This is a genomic window from Oceanobacillus halophilus, assembly GCF_003628505.1.
GTDB lineage: Bacteria > Bacillota > Bacilli > Bacillales > Amphibacillaceae > Oceanobacillus > Oceanobacillus halophilus.
Genome location: NZ_RBZP01000001.1, coordinates 274,355 through 293,810 on the forward strand (window position 1 = coordinate 274,355; position 19,456 = coordinate 293,810).

The 19,456-nt window shown below is 34.6% G+C and carries 21 protein-coding genes; all 21 read left to right on the top strand.

Annotation, left to right across the window (positions count from 1 at the left end; all coding sequences use genetic code 11):
- Positions 1–27 precede the first annotated feature (27 nt).
- The 21 genes from fliM to pyrH all read left to right on the top strand — a co-directional run bounded on the left by fliM (position 28) and on the right by pyrH (position 19,455).
- The gene (gene fliM / locus D8M06_RS01415; RefSeq protein WP_121202573.1) at positions 28–1,023 is read left to right on the top strand and encodes a flagellar motor switch protein FliM; all 996 of its coding nucleotides are present in this window, start codon (positions 28–30) and stop codon (positions 1,021–1,023) included.
- Entirely contained in the window at positions 1,010–2,152 is a 1,143-nt protein-coding gene (fliY, locus tag D8M06_RS01420; RefSeq protein WP_121202574.1) for a flagellar motor switch phosphatase FliY, read from the top strand. The genes fliM and fliY overlap by 14 nt, the downstream gene beginning before the upstream one ends.
- Before the next feature lie 23 nt (positions 2,153–2,175).
- Complete coding sequence (locus tag D8M06_RS01425; RefSeq protein WP_121202575.1) at positions 2,176–2,538, top strand: response regulator; 363 nt, start codon at positions 2,176–2,178, stop codon at positions 2,536–2,538.
- Positions 2,539–2,553: 15 nt separating this feature from the next.
- The gene (locus D8M06_RS01430) at positions 2,554–3,192 is read left to right on the top strand and encodes a flagellar biosynthetic protein FliO (protein ID WP_158591719.1); all 639 of its coding nucleotides are present in this window, start codon (positions 2,554–2,556) and stop codon (positions 3,190–3,192) included.
- Positions 3,185–3,850: a flagellar type III secretion system pore protein FliP gene (gene fliP / locus D8M06_RS01435; RefSeq protein ID WP_121202577.1), complete on the top strand. Its 666-nt coding sequence runs from the start codon at positions 3,185–3,187 to the stop codon at positions 3,848–3,850. The genes D8M06_RS01430 and fliP overlap by 8 nt, the downstream gene beginning before the upstream one ends.
- A gap of 21 nt (positions 3,851–3,871) precedes the next feature.
- On the top strand, positions 3,872–4,141 hold the full coding sequence (fliQ, locus tag D8M06_RS01440; RefSeq protein WP_121202578.1) for a flagellar biosynthesis protein FliQ: 270 nt from the start codon (positions 3,872–3,874) through the stop codon (positions 4,139–4,141).
- Positions 4,142–4,146: 5 nt separating this feature from the next.
- Positions 4,147–4,926, top strand: coding sequence for a flagellar biosynthetic protein FliR (gene fliR, locus D8M06_RS01445; protein ID WP_121202579.1), 780 nt, complete (start codon positions 4,147–4,149; stop codon positions 4,924–4,926).
- A complete protein-coding gene (flhB, locus tag D8M06_RS01450) occupies positions 4,919–6,007 on the top strand; it encodes a flagellar biosynthesis protein FlhB (protein WP_121203070.1) in 1,089 nt (362 codons plus the stop codon). The genes fliR and flhB overlap by 8 nt, the downstream gene beginning before the upstream one ends.
- Before the next feature lie 20 nt (positions 6,008–6,027).
- Positions 6,028–8,064, top strand: coding sequence for a flagellar biosynthesis protein FlhA (flhA, locus tag D8M06_RS01455; RefSeq protein WP_121202580.1), 2,037 nt, complete (start codon positions 6,028–6,030; stop codon positions 8,062–8,064).
- Positions 8,061–9,182: a flagellar biosynthesis GTPase FlhF gene (gene flhF, locus D8M06_RS01460; RefSeq protein ID WP_121202581.1), complete on the top strand. Its 1,122-nt coding sequence runs from the start codon at positions 8,061–8,063 to the stop codon at positions 9,180–9,182. Before flhA ends, flhF begins: the two co-directional genes overlap by 4 nt.
- Positions 9,175–10,038 (top strand): MinD/ParA family protein, encoded by an 864-nt coding sequence (locus D8M06_RS01465; protein ID WP_121202582.1) that lies wholly within the window; start codon positions 9,175–9,177, stop codon positions 10,036–10,038. The genes flhF and D8M06_RS01465 overlap by 8 nt, the downstream gene beginning before the upstream one ends.
- A 5-nt stretch (positions 10,039–10,043) precedes the next feature.
- Positions 10,044–11,096 (top strand): protein-glutamate methylesterase/protein-glutamine glutaminase, encoded by a 1,053-nt coding sequence (locus tag D8M06_RS01470; protein ID WP_121202583.1) that lies wholly within the window; start codon positions 10,044–10,046, stop codon positions 11,094–11,096.
- A 747-nt stretch (positions 11,097–11,843) separates the two neighbouring features.
- Positions 11,844–12,308, top strand: coding sequence for a chemotaxis protein CheW (locus D8M06_RS01475; RefSeq protein ID WP_421904005.1), 465 nt, complete (start codon positions 11,844–11,846; stop codon positions 12,306–12,308).
- A 4-nt stretch (positions 12,309–12,312) separates the two neighbouring features.
- Entirely contained in the window at positions 12,313–12,945 is a 633-nt protein-coding gene (locus D8M06_RS01480; protein ID WP_121202584.1) for a chemotaxis protein CheC, read from the top strand.
- A complete protein-coding gene (locus tag D8M06_RS01485) occupies positions 12,938–13,435 on the top strand; it encodes a chemotaxis protein CheD (protein WP_121202585.1) in 498 nt (165 codons plus the stop codon). Before D8M06_RS01480 ends, D8M06_RS01485 begins: the two co-directional genes overlap by 8 nt.
- A gap of 540 nt (positions 13,436–13,975) precedes the next feature.
- Positions 13,976–14,755, top strand: coding sequence for a FliA/WhiG family RNA polymerase sigma factor (locus tag D8M06_RS01490; RefSeq protein ID WP_121202586.1), 780 nt, complete (start codon positions 13,976–13,978; stop codon positions 14,753–14,755).
- A gap of 23 nt (positions 14,756–14,778) precedes the next feature.
- Positions 14,779–16,164 (top strand): DUF342 domain-containing protein, encoded by a 1,386-nt coding sequence (locus D8M06_RS01495; protein ID WP_121202587.1) that lies wholly within the window; start codon positions 14,779–14,781, stop codon positions 16,162–16,164.
- A 124-nt stretch (positions 16,165–16,288) separates the two neighbouring features.
- Complete coding sequence (locus D8M06_RS01500; RefSeq protein ID WP_121202588.1) at positions 16,289–16,735, top strand: DUF6115 domain-containing protein; 447 nt, start codon at positions 16,289–16,291, stop codon at positions 16,733–16,735.
- Between the two features lie 190 nt (positions 16,736–16,925).
- On the top strand, positions 16,926–17,669 hold the full coding sequence (gene rpsB, locus D8M06_RS01505) for a 30S ribosomal protein S2 (RefSeq protein ID WP_121202589.1): 744 nt from the start codon (positions 16,926–16,928) through the stop codon (positions 17,667–17,669).
- A 91-nt stretch (positions 17,670–17,760) separates the two neighbouring features.
- A complete protein-coding gene (gene tsf, locus D8M06_RS01510; RefSeq protein ID WP_121202590.1) occupies positions 17,761–18,645 on the top strand; it encodes a translation elongation factor Ts in 885 nt (294 codons plus the stop codon).
- An 87-nt stretch (positions 18,646–18,732) separates the two neighbouring features.
- Complete coding sequence (gene pyrH / locus D8M06_RS01515; protein WP_121202591.1) at positions 18,733–19,455, top strand: UMP kinase; 723 nt, start codon at positions 18,733–18,735, stop codon at positions 19,453–19,455.
- Position 19,456: the final 1 nt, after the last annotated feature.

Here is a 19,456-nt window from a genome sequence, read left to right on the forward strand (position 1 = left end):
GCTCCGGTATGGAGGTGAATATTTACAATGGATGAAGTACTCTCACAAAATGAAATAGATGCATTGCTGTCTGCTATAACATCAGGAGAAATGGATGCCGAAGAACTGAAAAAAGAAGAAACAGAGAAGAAAGTACGTGTGTATGACTTCAAGCGAGCACTTAGATTCTCAAAGGATCAGATAAGGAGTATTTCAAGAATACACGAGAATTATGCAAGGCAACTAACCACATTTTTCTCATCCCAATTGAGAACCTTTGTGAATATTGCTGTTACTTCTGTAGATCAAATACCATATGAGGAATTTATTCGCTCTATACCGAAACTTACGGTATTGAATATATATAGTGTTTCTCCTTTAGACGGTAGACTTATCATGGAAATCAACCCTAATATTGCATATGCCTTAATCGATCGTATTTTGGGTGGAAAAGGAAATAGTTTAGCAAAAACCAATAGTCTAACGGAAATTGAAAAACTACTGTTAACTCAAATATTCGAAAAAGGAATTGATTGTTTAATAGAGGCATGGTCTTCTGTAGTTGACATTAATCCCATTCTAGAAGAGTTTGAGGAGAATCCTCAGTTTATTCAAATGGTCTCGCCTAATGAAACGGTGGTAGTCGTGTCCTTAACAACCACTATTGGAGAAACTAGTGGGGTAATTAATATTTGCATTCCCCATGTCATTCTGGAACCGATTATTCCAAAGTTGTCTGCGCACTATTGGATGCAATCTACCAAAAAAGAAAGAGACTATCAATCGTATAATATGATTTCCAAACATCTAAAGGAAGCGGATGTAGAGATAAAAGCAATGCTAGGTCAGGCTGATATTACAATAAATGAGTTTTTAAAATTACAAAAGAATGATGTTATCTCATTGACACAATCCATTGAAGACCCATTACCTTTAGTAATTAATAGTAAACCGAAATTTATCGTACAGCCGGGGAAATTTAAAAATAAAATGTCTGTACAAATTCTCGATGAAATTAAAGGGGTGAAAGATGATGACGAATGATGATGGTATGCTATCACAAGAAGAAATTGATGCTCTATTAAATATAGGAACAGAAGACACAGATACCCCTGAGCCGGAGGGTGAAGAACTCTTATCAAACATTGAAATTGATACATTGGGAGAGATTGGTAATATCTCTTTTGGTAGTTCAGCTACAACTTTATCAACTTTGCTCAATCAAAAAGTTGATATCACAGTACCCGAAGTTAATGTCATTGAAAAAAAAGAACTAGACTTTACATTTGAACCAGTAAGCATTCAGGTGAATTATGTACAAGGGTTTACCGGGAAAAATGTATTTATTATTAAAGCAAGTGATGCTGCAGTTATTGCTGACATCATGCTTGGTGGTAACGGTGCTAGTCCGGATAATCAATTAAGTGACATTCATTTGAGCGCTGTTCAAGAGGCTATGAATCAAATGATGGGTTCTGCAGCTACTAGTATGTCTACAATTTTTAATAAAAAAGTTGATATATCACCACCTTCTATTATTGAAACTACAGAGAACAGTGAAAATGTACTTGATGAAGAGAATTATGTAAAGATATCCTTTCGATTAAGGGTAGGGGATTTAATAGATTCGAATATGATGCAATTAATGCCAATAAGTTTTGCCAAACAAGTCGTTGATGATTTGCTTAATGGCGGAACAGACGAACGACAAGCAGAATCTGAGGTGACTGCAGCATTAGAACAGGCAGGCACAGAAACCAGTTTAGATAATCCGGATATGCTTCATGACTATCCGAGAAATGAACAGCAGCAGAACCCTCAATTTATTGGAAACAAGAATATACAACATCAAGACGAAGTCCAAGATGCTTCCTTTTCCAATTTTGAAAAAGTGCCACTTAAAAGTAATGAACAACGAAATCTAGACATGCTGTTGGATATTCCGCTAAATGTAACAGTTGAACTAGGTCGTACCAAACGACCGATTAAGGATATTCTTGACTTCAGTGCTGGCTCTATCATTGAACTAGATAAGTTAGCTGGAGAACCAGTGGATATCTTAGTAAACAGTAAGCTAATAGCTACTGGTGAAGTAGTTGTCATTGATGAGAATTTTGGTGTTAGGGTTACTGATATTATTAGCAAATCGGACCGACTATTGAAATTAAAATAAGTAAAAGTATAGGAGGAATAATAATGGGGAAACGTGTTTTAATTGTAGATGATGCAGCATTTATGCGAATGATGATTAAAGATATTTTAACGAAAAATGGATATGAAGTAGTTGGAGAAGCAGCAGATGGAGCGCAGGCCGTTGAGAAATTTAAAGAATTAGATCCTGATTTAGTTACGATGGATATTACCATGCCAGAAATGGATGGAATTACATCCTTAAAACAAATTAAACAGGTTAGTCCTGAAGCAAAAATCATTATGTGTTCCGCAATGGGACAACAGGCTATGGTTATCGATGCAATTCAGGCAGGAGCAAAAGATTTTATTGTCAAGCCCTTTCAAGCTGATAGGGTCATAGAAGCTATTCAAAAGGTTTTAAATTAGAAACGAGTGAGCATGTTGTTTAAAAAAATTCTTTACTTTACACCTATAGTCCTTATACTTTTTTCTTTTCATTTTCTGGCAGCAGATGTTCTTTCTGCACCAGCAAATGTAATAGATTGTCTGGAAGACGAACAAAACTGTGAAGAAACTAGTAAACAGGGAATTGAATTAGATAATAGTGAAGATGATATAGTTGCAGACACAAGCCAAAATCGTTCACTTTTGTTTAGTATTATTAAGTTGTTTTTTGCATTAGTTTTAGTTCTTGCACTTATATATATTCTTTTGAAATTCTTAAATAAAAGGAACAAGTTATCACAACAAGTGAAGGCTATGGAAAATTTAGGTGGAATCTCACTGGGTCAGAATAAGTCCATTCAAATCATTCGTATTGGTTCTAAATTTTATTTAATCGGGGTAGGAGAAAATGTCGAATTACTTCAAGAGCTTGCGGACGAAACAGTGAAAAAGGAAATATTAGATAGGAACAATAACAATCCTAATTCCTTACTATCCTCATTTATTCCAACTAAAAGCGATAATGCAGATGATAATAAGGAGTTTAAGCATTTATTCTCCAGTGAATTAGCTAAATTAAAACAGACAAGAAAGAATTTGATAAACAATAATCAGAAGGAAGATCACAATGAATGATTTTGTAAACATGTTTTCGAGTTCAGATCCAACTAATGTCGCCACTTCTGTGAAGTTGTTATTATTACTTACTGTTTTATCCTTAGCTCCTGGAATCCTAATTTTAATGACAAGTTTTACAAGAATTATCATTGTACTATCATTTGTAAGAACATCACTTGCAACACAACAAATGCCACCAAATCAAGTATTAATTGGTTTAGCATTATTTTTGACCTTTTTTATTATGGCACCAACATTTAGTCAAGTGTATGATGAAGCGTTGGAACCTTTGTTTGCCGAGGAGATTACATTAGATGAAGCTTATGACAGGGCAAGTAGTCCATTAAAAGAGTTTATGGCTAGTCATACCAGACAAAAGGACTTAGCTCTATTCTTAAACTACACACAGATAGAAAGACCTGAAAGTTTAGAAGATGTTCCCCTGACAACGTTGGTTCCGGCATTTGCTATTAGTGAATTAAAAACGGCTTTTCAAATGGGGTTTATGATTTTTATCCCTTTTCTAATCATCGATATGGCAGTAGCTAGTATCTTGATGTCTATGGGAATGATGATGTTGCCACCTGTTATGATTTCACTACCATTTAAAATTTTATTATTTGTATTAGTTGATGGCTGGTATCTCATTACCAATTCTTTATTACAAGGATTTTGAACTTAGAAAGAGGCATCGTTTATGAACAGTGAAAATGTATTAGCTTTAGCTGAGAGTTCTATCTATACTTTACTCCTTGTAACAGGACCTTTACTTATCTTGGCTGTTGCTGTAGGGCTAATTATTAGTATCTTTCAAGCAACTACGCAAATACAAGAACAAACATTAGCCTTTGTACCAAAGATTATTGCGGTACTAGTGGGGTTAGTATTTTTAGGACCATGGATGCTAACAACAATTGTCGAATTTACCACCAATATTTTTCAAAATATTAATCAGTTTGTAGGGTAAAGTTTATGTTAGATGCTATATATATAAACAGTCTTCCTGTTTTCTTGTTGATATTCGTTAGAGTCCTAGCTTTTTTTGTCACCATGCCCTTATTTTCCTATCGAACCATTCCAATGCCATTTAAGATAGGATTAAGTTTTTTTGTCGCTCTTATCATGTTTAATACCGTAGATAGCAGTGGATTGGTCTTTAATGAAATATATTTCTTCTTGCTTGCAAAAGAAATATTGGTCGGTCTATTAATAGGTCTTATTGCTTTTATCATTGTGTCAGCTATTCAAGTGGCTGGAGGATTTATTGACTTTCAGATGGGGTTTGCTATTGCTAACGTAATGGATCCTCAGACTGGGGCGCAAAGCCCGATGACAGGTCAGTTTTTTTACATGATATCTTTATTATTTTTATTAACAGTTGATGGGCACCATATCATTATTGACGGTATAGTGAATAGTTATCATTTCATTGAATTAGATCGATTTATTCCCTTTGAAAATAGATCCATAGCAGATTTTATAATAAATAGCTTTAATCATATGTTTTTAATAGCTTTCCAAATGTCTGTTCCTATTGTAGGTTGCCTGTTTCTAGTAGATGTTGCTTTAGGAATAATTGCAAGGACGGTACCACAGATGAATGTATTTGTAGTTGGTCTGCCGTTGAAAATACTTGTAAGTTTTTTAGCGATATTCGTTTTTTTAAGTCTTTATATGACACTAGCACAGAAATTGTTTGAATCAATGTTTCTTGCAATGAGAGAACTAATGCAGTTATTTGGAGGTGGTTAAATTACAACTTAAACTGGATTTGCAGTTTTTTGCAGGAGAAAAAACAGAAAAAGCCACTCCGAAAAAACGACAAGATGAACGAAAAAAAGGAAAAGTTGCCAAAAGCCAGGATGTTAATACAGCCATTCTTCTTTTATTTAGCATGGGCGCTCTCATTGTATTTGGAGACTTTATATTAAATTCGATGATTAAACTTTATGAACATAGTTTCACAGAGTTCATACATTGGCAAATAACAGAGAATACATTGAAACAAATAGTTCATGAGGTTTTATGGGACACAGCGAAAATGCTAGCTCCTGTTATGATATTAGCAATTATTGGAGGATTGGCATCCAATTTATTGCAAGTTGGATTTTTGTTCACAACTGAATCATTAAAGTTTGATTTAAAACGTATTGATCCAATTCAAGGTGCGAAACGAATATTTTCATTGAGGGCGTTAGTAGAATTATTGAAATCCCTATTTAAGATTGTATTGGTAGGAGCAGTTACTTTTATCATTATTTGGATGTATAAAGATGAGATGTTAATGACCGCTTTCACAAATGCAGAAAATGCGTTCGATTTCTTTTCTAATACTACAATGATTATGGGAATTGTCGCCATTTTTATTTTATTATTTTTATCTGTTTTTGATTATGCTTATCAACGCTATGATTTTGAAAAAAACATGAAAATGTCAAAACAGGATATTAAAGATGAATATAAAAATATGGAGGGTGATCCCTTAATAAAATCTAAAAGGAAAGCTAGGCAAAAGGAGATTGCAACTCGCCGTATGATGAGTGAAGTGCCCAATGCGGATGTAGTTATCACCAATCCAACCCACTTCGCAATTGCAATTAAATATGATGAGACAGTTGCCCCGGCACCTTATGTTCTCGCAAAAGGAACTGACTATACTGCACAGAAAATGAAAGAAGTTGCAAAAGCTCATGATATTTATATGGTAGAAAATAAACCCCTAGCCAGATCTTTATATCAAGCTATTAATATTGGAGACTCGATTCCAGAGGAGTTTTATCAAGCCATTGCAGAAATATTGGCATATGTTTACCGTTTAGAAAAAAATGTTTAGTAATTTGAGGAGAGACCCCCATGAAAGCACGTGATTTATCAGTTCTTATAGGTGTTATTATTATAATTGTTATGCTTGTAGTCCCATTACCAGGGGGTCTTTTAAGTATACTTCTCTTATTAAATATTTCCCTAGCTTTACTTGTTATTTTAGTAGCAATGAATACAAATGATGCATTAGATTTTTCTGTTTTTCCAACGCTTTTGTTATTGTTAACATTATTCCGTCTGGCATTAAATGTTTCTACAACAAGATCTATTCTTTCTGAAGGAAGTGCCGGTGGAGTGGTAGAAACCTTTGGCTCATTTGTTATAGGAGATAATCCACTAGTTGGATTTGTTGTTTTCATCATCCTGGTTATAATTAACTTTCTAGTTATTACAAAAGGATCTGAGCGTGTGTCAGAAGTAGCTGCTCGTTTTTCTCTTGACGCAATGCCTGGTAAACAAATGAGTATTGATGCAGATCTAAATGCTGGTTTGATTTCTGAAAAAGAAGCAAAAGAAAGACGAGAAAAAGTTGAAAATGAAGCTGATTTTCATGGTTCCATGGATGGTGCAAGTAAATTTGTAAAAGGTGACGCTATCGCAGGTATTATTATCGTTCTGATTAATATTCTTTTTGGAATTATTATTGGTATGGTACAAATGGGAATGCCATTTAATGACGCTATTAATACATTTACCCGATTAACGGTTGGGGATGGTTTAGTTAGTCAAATTCCTGCTCTGTTAATTTCAACAGCGACAGGAATAGTTGTGACACGCTCAAGCGGAAATGAAAACCTAGGTTCAGATGTAACGAATCAGCTTCTGCAATACCCAAAATTACTTTATATTGCAGCTGCAACTATTTTCTTTTTAGGATTTACACCGATTAATTTTGTACTTACCACTGTGATTGCTTTATTGTTAGTTGCAAGTGGATATTATCTTCAAAATCAAACGAAGGTTACAGAAATTCCGGATACAGAAGATGAAGTACAAACAGAAAGTTCTCAGATGAAATCACCGGAAAATGTGATTAATCTTCTGAGTATGGATCAAATTGAATTTGAATTTGGGTATGCACTGATACCTTTAGCAGATGCGAATCAAGGCGGAGATTTATTGGACAGAATTGTGATGATACGTAGACAATTAGCCTTAGAACTTGGAATAGTAATTCCGGTAGTACGAATTCGTGACAATATTCAGTTAGGACCGAATAATTACCGTTTATTGATAAAAGGGAATGAAGTTGCAGCGGGAGAGATTTTATTAGATCACTATTTGGCCATGGCACCAGGAATGGACGAAGATGATGATATAGAAGGCATTGATACAAAAGAACCCGCATTTGGATTACCTGCCAAATGGATTAGTGAAGAAATGAAAGACGAAGCTGAATTATCTGGTTACACAGTAGTTGATCCACCATCGGTTGTGTCTACCCACATAACAGAAGTGATAAAAAATCATGCACATACTTTACTTGGGAGACAAGAGACAAAACAGCTTATTGATCATTTAAAAGAAAACTATCCAATTTTAGTAGAAGAGGTTACCCCAGAACCATTAGCTATTGGAGATGTTCAAAAAGTACTTGGAAAACTTTTACGAGAAAATATATCTATCAGAAATTTGCCGGTTATCTTTGAAACGTTAGCAGATTTTTCAAAACTTACTAATGACACGGAGTTATTAGGTGAGTATGTAAGACAAGCGTTATCAGCTCAGATTACCAAGCAATTTGCTAAAGGAGATATGTCCATCCACGTAGCAACTGTTTCTGGTAAAGTGGAAAAACTAATAGCCGAAAATGTCAAACAAACCGAACATGGAAATTATTTAGCATTAGATCCAGAAACACAGCAAACAATTATTACATCTATTCATGAACAGGTAGAGAAATTATCCCTTCAAGAGGAAACAGCGATTGTTCTTTGTTCTCCAGCTATCCGAATGTATCTGAAGCAATTGTTAGATCGCTTTTTACCTCAAGTTGTCGTATTATCTTATAACGAGTTAGAACCAAATGTTCAAGTTCAAAGTGTTGGAGTGGTGAATGTAGAATGAAAATAAAAAAATATATAGCACCAACCATGCCCGAAGCAATGAAACAAATTCGGAGAGAGTTAGGTTCAGATGCCGTAATTCTAAATTCCAAACAAATTCAGCAAGGTGGGTTTCTGGGTTTATTTAAAAAGAAAAAAATAGAAGTCGTTGCGGCATTAGACCCACATCCACTTCCAACCAAATCAGAAAAGATAAGTGAAAGTTCTCTAACTGATGGTATGAAAGGTAAGCAAAAAACTAATTCTCAAGATGATATTTTAAAGGAAATAAAACAATTAAAGAAATTAATGGAAGTACAATCGAATCAATCATCTAATAATTATCCAGTGGAAGTGAATCTGGCGTATCAGCAATTACTTGACCAGGAAGTAAACCAGACTATTGCTAAGCAAATAATTCAGGAGATTTTAGATGCACCCATATTCAATGAAGAGTCTGTAAGTACCAATGATATTTTGCACAAAATAAAAGCCCAAATAGCAGAGAGATTAAGAGATTGTTCATATGAAGGAATTAATTATAAAAATAAAGTAATTCAATTTGTTGGTCCTACAGGTGTAGGTAAGACGACTACCATTGCAAAAATCGCATCTAACTGTATTTTAAATGATAAAAAAAATGTTGCCTTTATTACCACTGATACGTATCGAATTGCAGCAGTTGAGCAATTAAAAACATATGCAAGAATTTTAAATGTACCTTTAGAGGTTGTGTATACAACAAGTGATTATATGAAAGCCATAGAAAAGTTTCAAAGATATGACTTAATTCTTGTGGATACAGCTGGAAGAAATTTTAGGGAAGAAAAATATGTGAAAGATTTATTAGAAGGTCTGGATTCGAATATAAATATAGTGACCTATCTTGTCTTATCTCTTACATCTAAACCACAAGATATATCCGAAATTTACGATCAATTTCACCATGTAGCTATAAAAGAGGTCATATTTACTAAAATTGATGAAACAAGACAGTATGGCAGTATTCTAAATACCTGTTTGGAAAAGCAAGTGGGTATTGCATATTTAACAAATGGGCAAGATGTTCCAAATGATATTGTAAAGGCAACCCCTGAACAAATTGCTAATCTTATCGTAGGTGATATAGTCGATGAATGATCAAGCTGCTAGATTAAGAAGAAAAATTGAAATGGCTAAAAACCCCAAGCATGCTAAAACACTTTGTGTAATAAGTGGAAAAGGTGGTGTCGGTAAGTCAAACATCGCCTTGAATTTTTCTTTAGAATTAATGAATAAAAACAAAAAGGTCTTACTGCTAGACTTAGATGTTGGTATGGGGAACATTGATATATTACTTGGCCTTAATGCCAATAAAACAATTTTAAATATGTTAAATGACGACGAGTCTATACATAATATTATTGAAGTAACAAATTATGGTCTAGCCTATATAGCAGCTGGTTCTGGACTGAATGAATTTTTATTAATGGATGATACAAAAAGAGAATATTTCTTGAATCAATTTAGTGAATTAACTAATTTATATGATTATATTATTTTTGATATGGGTGCAGGATTGCATAGTGACAGCCTCTTTTTTGTACTAGCTGCAGATGAATGTATTGTTGTAACTACCCCTGAACCAACTTCTATCACGGATGCTTATAGTGCAATTAAGCATATAGTGAATAACAAAGAAGACATGCCTATTCAAGTAATCATGAATAGATCTTTCTCTCAAAAAAATGGGGAACAAACATTGGAAAGATTTAAACAAGTAGTTCACCAATTTTTACAGGTGGACATACTGAAGATGGGAATTCTACCAGAGGATAAAGCTGTAAACACTGCAGTAATTAATCAGGTGCCATATATATTTAATGAAAAAGCTACTATAACAAAAGCTATGAAGCAAATAACTTCAAATTATCTTCATAACATAACAGATTTTGAATCAACTAATACGCCAACCACTTTTATACAGAAATTAAAACAACTACTAACAGAGAGGTAATCATCATGGGACGTATTCGGGTAATTGTTATAGATGACTCTGCATTTATGCGAAAAGTAATAACGGATATTTTACAAAGTCATGATCGAATGGAGGTTATTTGTACAGCTAAAAACGGTAGGGAAGGATTAGAAAAAATACGACTATATTCTCCTGACGTAGTTACCTTGGATATTCATATGCCAGTTATGGATGGAATTAATACGTTAGAATGGATTATGAAAAATAAGCCGTTACCAGTAATAATGCTAAGCGGTCTAACAGAAGAAGGAAAAGTAAAGACCGTTGAGGCGATGTCCAAAGGGGCGGTTGACTTTATACAAAAGCCTTCTGGACCCATCTCTCTTAATCTTGAGTCTATTAGGAGAGAAATTATTCATAAGGTAATTGCTGCATCCACTGTTAGACTGAATAAGGAAAGTTACATGAAAGAAAAGGCTGCTCTTTCAATCTATGATGGTAAAAAGTGTGTACAATACCAAACTATTGTGGTTGTTGGTGCCTCAACAGGTGGCCCAAGAGCTCTGCATCGAATAATAAGTGATTTGCCGGATAATTTTTCTTCCCCTATTTTTATTGTACAGCATATGCCTGAAGGTTTTACGAAATCGCTTGCAGAAAGGTTAAATTCTATAAATGACCTGCATGTAAAAGAAGCAGAAGATGGAGAAATAGTCAAAAATTATACTATATATGTTGCTCCAGGAAATAACCATATGAGAGTTAAAAGAAAGAAACAACATTTGTATATAAGTTTATCAAATGAACAGCCTAGAAATGGACATAGACCTTCTGTGGATATACTTTTTGAATCTGTATCGAATCTACTAGGCTATAAAAAGATCGCTGTTGTTCTCACCGGTATGGGAAATGATGGTTCAGAAGGAATCAATACATTAAAGCATTGTGATAACGGTACTACAGTAATAGCCGAATCTCAGGAAACAGCTATTGTAAACGGCATGCCAAAAGCAGCTATTCATACAACTTATGTTGACTACATTTTTCCTATCTATCAAATCGGTAAAAAGCTTGGGCATCTATTAAAAAGAAATTAAATATATTTACATTTTTCAGCTTTTCAAATTCAGAGTTGATAGGAACTCCTGATAATTCTGAATTCAGAGTAATGTGCTTAACTCTCGCTGCGGAAATACACTACGCTTTCCGCGGGGAGCTGGTGAGCCTCCTTCGTGCTGAAAAGCGTGTGCGCCTGTGTCTTCCAGTAATGCTTCGAAGCGGGCTTTCTCGGCGCAAGGGAGGTTATTCAAGTAGTTCCCTCACTACGTAGTCTCACCGATGCTCTTCTTCCCGCAGGACAAGGAACGCTTCGGCAGGGTTACATCGCACGCAGAAAAAAGTGGTTTTCTTTTTTCAAGGAGTCTCCGTGTATTTCCTTCGCTGTGTGTCTGCTCTACTTGTATAAATAAAAAATAGGCTTTTTTCAAGAATAATAATGGTCTTAAACGTGATTTCAAGAACCATTCATCTCAAAAATATCTTATGCATCTTTCTTAGCGGAGGCAGAATACGAAGACTCCTGTGGGAATAGCACGTGTCCGAAGACCCCGCAGGAAGTGGTTTTCTTCCGAGGCTGAGGCCGTGCCCGCGGAAAGCGAAGTATGCTGCCGGAGCGAATGACTGCACAAAAATAATCACCAGTGTGAGCGAGAGCAATACTATTGTTAATTAAAGTAATCAATAGTCTAAATAAATTCTGTATTAAACTGTAACAATGTTTTAGAAAATATGCCTATCATTATCATATGGTAGTGATTAAAATAGGATAAAAGGGGTCCTTGCAAATGATGAATAATGGATTAAATAGTCGAAAAGTAATCGTTTTTCAGCTGAGAGAAGAAGAATATGCGATAGATGTTCAACAAGTTGGATCTATCGAGAGAATGGTGCCTATTACAAGAGTTCCACAAGTCTCTAATTTCATTAAAGGTGTCATAAATCTTCGTGGAGTCATAATACCGGTCATAGATTTACAGCAACGATTTGGATTAGGAGCACTAGAGATAAATGATAGTACCCGCATTATTATTGTTCGTATAGAAGAGATGAATGTTGGACTAATAGTTGATTCAGCAAATGATGTTCTAGATATACCAATGGATATGATTGAATCGACACCAGAGGTTATTGGTTCTGTGAAGGATGATTACTTGGAGGGAGTAGCAAAAATAGATAATCGACTACTAATATTGCTAGATATATCAAAAGTTTTATATCAAGAAAAATTGGAAGAACTCGCGGAAGGGTAAAGTTATGGATTATATGAAATTATCAAGTATGCAATTGGATGTATTACGAGAAATAGGAAATATAGGTGCAGGGAATGCGGCAACTTCTATGTCAAAATTGATTGATAGACAAATAGATATGCAAGTTCCTTCTGTTAGAATTGTCAGCTTTGATGAAATGATGGACCTAATAGGTGGACCAGAAGAATTAATCGTTGCCATGCTCTTTCGAATAAAAGGTGATGCTGCCAGTACCGTTTATTTTATATTGTCTATTGAAGAAGCTGAAAATCTTATACAGAAAATCACCCAAGATAATAATTTTTCTTTATCAGCTGACGAAAATACGAACGAGATTGCAATTTCAGCATTACAAGAGTTAGGTAATATTGTTACAGGATCATACTTATCTGCTCTATCTGATTTTACTGGTGTTAACATGCAACCGTCTGTTCCGTATTTAAGCATCGATATGGCGGGAGCGATTTTAACAGCAGGACTACTGGAAATATCTCAAGTATCGGATTATGCAATTATCATTGATACAAGTATTTCCAGTGGGCTTAATGAGAGAATACACGGTCATTTCTTTTTAGCGCCAGAGCCAAAGTCGTTAGATAAATTATTTGATGCGTTAGGTATTAACGATCATGTGTAAGGATAAAACAGTTGTCAAAGTAGGTATTGCGGATTTAAAAATAGTGACACCTCCAGATGTGATACGTACTTCTGGTCTTGGTTCATGTGTTGGTGTGGTTATTTATGATAGTATAAAAAAGGTTGCTGGACTTGCCCATGTATTGCTCCCTGATTCTAAATCAACCAAGCAAGAGAATTTTAATCGACATAAATATGCAGACACAGCCGTCTCTATACTTATAAATGAATTGCTAGTAAATGGAGGGCGGAGATTTGCTCTTAAGGCAAAGCTAGCAGGAGGGGCGCAAATGTTCCAATTTACATCTTCATCTGATTCTATTAGGATTGGCGCACGTAATATTGAGGCAGTGAGAAACCAATTGAATGAGTTTCATATACCGATTGTATCTTCCGATGTGGGTGGCAATGTTGGAAGAACCATTGAATTTGATCCCATAACATGTCAATTAAAAGTACGAAAAATTAACCAAGAAGAAATTTATATTTAGGTTCTTTCGTAAGTATTGTTGCTTTTTAACTATGTCGAAGTTGATAGAAACTCCTGATATATTTAATTAAGAATAGTGCTTTACATCCGCTACGGAAATACACTACGCTTTCCGCGGGCGCTGCTGAGCCTACTCCGAGCTAACGCTATCCGTAGTCTCACCTAGGCTTTTCTTCCCGCAGGACAAGGAACGCTTCGGCAGGGTTACATCGCACGCAGAAAAAAGTGGTTTTCTTTTTTCAAGGAGTCTCCGTGTATTTCCTCCGCTGTGTATCTGCTCTTCTTGTATAAACAGCAAATTTGCTGTTTATAAAAATAATAAGTATGCTGCCGGAGCGAATGACTGCACAAAATAATCACCAGTGTGAGCGAGAGCAATACTATTGTTAATTAAAGTAATCAATAGTCTAAATAAAAATGTGACATAACTATAAAAGCAACAATCTATTAGAAAAGTAACTAGATTTAAAATAATATTAGACGTTGGCAATGTTGAAGTTTACATTCGCTCTATTTTAAGAAAAGGAGGAGTCCGGTTCATATGTCAAAGATTCATTCTCCTCTTGAACAAGAGCTTTGGAATGATTGGATAGAAGATAATAGTAATGATGCTGCAAACGAGTTAATTACTAACTATATGTATTTAGTTAATTTTCATGTCGAAAGAATTTCCATTCATCTCCCAAACAATGTTCATAAAGAAGATTTAAAGAGTCTTGGTCTACTTGGCCTGTACGATGCTCTTAAGAAATATGATCCAAGTCGTGATTTAAAGTTTGATACATACGCTTCAATCCGTGTTCGTGGAGCAATTATGGATGGCCTACGAAAAGAAGATTGGTTGCCAAGATCAATGAGAGGCAAGGTAAAAAAGATAGAAAAGAGTCACCAAACCCTTGAACAAATATACCATCGTACACCTACTGCAGCAGAAATAGCTCAAGATGTAGGAATGACTATTCAGGAAGTAGAATCAACCATCAAAGATTCCCTTTTTGCTAATGTACTTTCTATAGAAGATAAATCGAAAGATAGTGATAAAATAGATAAAGAAGGTATCGGCTATACCATTGCTGGTAATAAATCAGTTATTCCGGAAGCAAAAATTATGCAAATGGAACTCGAGGGTGAATTAACAGAAGCGATAAAAGATTTAAACGAGAATGAACAAATGGTAGTTAGCTTGTTTTATTTTGATGAATTAACATTAACAGAAATTGGAAAAGTTTTAAACTTAACAACTTCTCGTATATCCCAGATTCATAAACGAGCAATAGTAAAATTGCGGGAAACATTGTTGAAGATACAAAATATTTCCTAAAGTCTAGTAAAGGGGGTTATAGAATGGAACAACTAGAGACTTTCTTTTATATTGTAATTGCTAAAGATAAAATGTCAGCACAAATCCACTGTACAGATACGTATACATTTTCGAGCATTAGGAATGAAGACTGGAATCTAGATTTGTTTACAATCTTACTAGAAAAAAATAAAGTTATCTATGGAATAAATTTTGATAAAATAAAGCTTATTATAAACAAGAAGATAAAAAAAGAAGATTTTCCTATAACTATTGCCAATGGTCAGCCTGCTATACATGGTAAAGACGGTACCATAAATTACGAGCTAAATACCAGTTCTAAATTAGAACGTACTAATAATCGGAATTTCCGCGATGTAATGAGAATTCCAAATGTACAGGTCGGTCAAAAGATAATAACTATCTCGAATCCAACAAAGGGAACTCCTGGTATTAACATTCATGGAAATATACTTCAGCCCAAACCTGGTAAAACTGTCACAATACACCCTGGGGAAAATGTAGAATTTGCTAAAGACAAAATGGCTTTTTTTGCTACTGCAAATGGTCAACTTTGTATCAAGGGAAATTTTATTCATATCTATCCAGTTTTTGAAGTTAATGAAACTTTATCAATGAAAGAAGGTAATTTAGATTTTACAGGGAACATTGTAATTCACGGGGATGTCCCAACTGGTTATGTAGTAAAGGCTGAAGGAGATATTTCAGTTTTCGGAATGGTTGAAGGTGCTAAAATTATATCTTTAGGATCTGTCTATATATCTAAAGGATTAGCTGGACAAAGAACAGGTTATATAAAGGCAAATGAAAATATCACGATCGGCTATATCAATCAAGGTTATGTACATGCGGGAAAGGACTTAATAGTAGAAGGTTCTATCTTACATAGTGAGTGTGTCGCAAATAATCATGTACTTGTCAAAAAAGGCAGTATTATAGGAGGCAAAATTTCTGCTGGAGCGTCGATGGAAGTAAATAATGTTGGGAATCCATTAAACATTAAGACAGAAATATCTTTCGGATTTGATAAAAGCAAACTTGAAAATAAAAAGTTATTATTAACCAAAAAACAGGAACTTATAGAAACACTAAAAAAATTGACTTTATTGGAAGAAAAATTAAAAGAACAAAAACCTGCTGAAAACCACAAGGTTCGTATCACTTTGCTTCGAATAAAAAATTCCTTTCAAAATACGCAAGTACAACTGGATAAGGTTAACACGATAATAAATACGTTAAATTCTCAAATGGGAGATATGAATCAATCTAAATTAATCGTCAGGGATAAAATTTATCAAAATGTGTTCGTAACATTCGGGAAGTATAAACGATTTATCAATGAAGATAATTACTACGTACAACTTAGGCTTATAAAGAACGAAATCACCATGGAACCTATCATGGAATAAGTTTGGAGTTTCTAAATGCATTGGTGATTATAAACAACTTACCAAAAGAACTACTTCAAAAATAATATCGCCATCGTTCTATGACGTAGGTCCATTAACTCTAACGAATAGAAAGGATGAGGTTATGGTATCTTTTTTATTAATTATAAGTTTTTTACTGCATATAATAACACTTTATGCTGTTTTCTTCTTATATAAACAACATCAAACGAATAAACAAAATGACGTGAGGGAAATTACAAAGATTTTTGAAGAATTTATACAAGAAATTCAAGAAGAGAATCTTCGACTACAAAAAGAAATCCAGAAAGGTCAAAAAGTAGATATAGCAGAACCGCATGATACGAAAGAAAATGAGTTAGATATGAATACTAAGTATAAATCTATGCCTTTACATGAACCATACTTAAAAGTCGACGATATGGAAGATTCAATCGAAGCCTCTCTAGAAGCAAAGGTCTTACAACTTTATCATGAGGGGAAAAGCGTAACAGAAATAGCTAAAAAACTTAATTGTGGAAAAACAGAAGCAGATCTTATTATTAGATTACATAAAAAAGTTTCTAAATAAGCTTGATTCCATAACCTTGATATGTTATATTAATTTTTGGTGTAAATGCTCATGTTTTGTAGATACGAAAAAGTGAGATTAAAAACACACGTTTAGTGATTTATATGGTCGGTGCTGTGTTTATTTTAATATGGTCTCTATATAAAAATGATCTAAACGGAGGAAAAAAACCAATTAGGAGGAAATATTTATGTCAGCAATTTCTATGAAGCAACTTTTAGAAGCTGGTGTGCATTTTGGACATCAGACACGCCGTTGGAATCCGAAAATGAAAAAATACATTTTCACAGAACGTAACGGTATTTATATCATTGACCTACAAAAAACAGTTAAGAAGGTTGATGAAGCTTATAATTTCGTAAAAGATATCGCGGCAAATGGTGGTTCTATTCTTTTTGTCGGTACGAAAAAACAAGCACAAGACTCTGTTCGCGATGAAGCAACACGTTCAGGTATGTTCTATGTAAACCAACGTTGGTTAGGTGGAACGCTTACTAACTTCCAAACAATTCGCAAACGTATTAATCGTCTAAAGGACATTGAGCGTATGGAAGAAGACGGTACATTTGAAGTTTTACCTAAAAAAGAAGTGGTAAACTTACTAAAAGAGAAAGAACGTCTTGTTAAATTCCTAGGTGGAATTAAAGAAATGAAGAGTCTTCCAGATGCTTTATTTGTTATTGACCCACGTAAAGAACGTATTGCAATAGCTGAAGCACATAAATTAAACATTCCAATTATCGGAATTGTGGATACTAACTGTGATCCTGATGAAATTGATTATGTAATTCCAGCAAATGATGATGCAATCCGTGCTGTTAAACTTTTGACTTCAAAAATGGCAGATGCTATTTTAGAAGTGAAACAAGGGGAAGTTACTGAAGAAGTTCAATCAGAACAACCTGCTGAAGAGGCAGTTGCAAATCAAGAGTAATTTTAAAAAGGTGAGGGTGATAAGAGGATATGAGCCTTTTATCACCTTTTTTAAAAGAATATTTATACGTACAATATAAGGAGGAAATATCATGGCAATTACTGCAAAAATGGTTAAAGAACTACGTGAAAAAACTGGTGCAGGTATGATGGACTGTAAAAAAGCACTTCAAGAAACTGATGGTGATATGGAAAAAGCAGTAGATTTCCTACGTGAAAAAGGAATTGCGAAAGCTGCGAAAAAAGCAGATCGTATCGCTGCAGAAGGACTTACACATATAGAAGTTGATAATAATAATGCAGTTTTACTTGAAGTAAACTGTGAAACAGACTTTGTTACTAAAAATGATCAGTTCAAAGAATTATTATCTGAACTAGGTAAGCATTTGGTTAAACAACAGCCAGCTAACGTAGAAGAAGCATTACAACAAAAACTTCATGGAGATGGAGACACGTTAGAATCTTATATTAATACTGCTGTTTCTAAAATTGGCGAAAAAATTACTTTAAGACGTTTTACTATCTTTACAAAAACAGATAATGATGCATTTGGTGCTTACTTACATATGGGTGGCCGCATTGGTGTATTGACTTTACTTGAAGGCACAAATGATGAGCAACTTGGAAAAGATATAGCTATGCACGTAGCTGCAGTAAACCCACGTTATGTTTCTCGTGATGCTGTAAGTGAGGAAGAAGTAAGTCATGAGCGCGAAGTGTTAAAACAACAAGCATTAAATGAAGGAAAACCAGAGAAAATTGTTGAAAAAATGGTTGAAGGTCGTTTAGGCAAATTCTTCCAAGAAATTTGTTTATTAGAGCAGGACTTTGTTAAAGACCCTGATCAAAAAGTTAAAAAATATGTTGCAGATAAAGGTGCATCTGTGAAAGGTTTTGTTCGTTATGAAGTTGGCGAAGGCCTAGAAAAACGTGAAGAAAACTTTGCGGATGAAGTAATGAGTCAAATTAAAAAATAATAAATAGTTGATAGGGAACATGTGTTTTGTTCCCTATTTCCTCATGTAAGCATACAACATAAATATATCAAATTCTTGGAGGTTATTATGACATCAGCACGATACCGTCGAATTGTGTTAAAATTAAGTGGAGAAGCATTAAGCGGAGACCAAGGGTATGGTATAGATCCTAAAGTAATCCAGTCAATAGCTAGTCAAGTGAAAGAAGTTGTTGAATTAGGAGTTGAAGTAGTCGTAGTTGTCGGTGGTGGCAACATATGGCGTGGAAAAGTCGGAAGTCAAATGGGAATGGATCGTGCTACTGCTGATTATATGGGAATGCTAGCAACGGTTATGAACTCACTTGCGCTTCAAGATGGTTTAGAAACAATTGGGATACCAACTCGTGTCCAAACATCAATTGAAATGCGTCAAGTTGCAGAACCATACATAAGAAGGAAAGCTATACGTCATCTTGAGAAGAAACGTGTGGTTATATTTGCAGCTGGTACAGGGAATCCATATTTCTCAACAGATACTACGGCAGCATTAAGAGCAGCTGAAGTGGAAGCAGAAGTGATCTTGATGGCTAAAAATAATGTTGATGGCGTTTATACGGATGATCCTAAGTTGAATAAAGATGCTGAAAAATATGAAAGCCTATCTTATATGGAAATGTTGAATGAGGGTCTCGGTGTAATGGATTCTACCGCTTCTTCCCTGTGTATGGATAATGATATTCCGTTAATTGTCTTTTCTATTACAGAAGAAGGAAATATTAAAAAGGTTGTTCAAGGCGATAACATAGGAACAGTTATAAGGGGGAAATAAA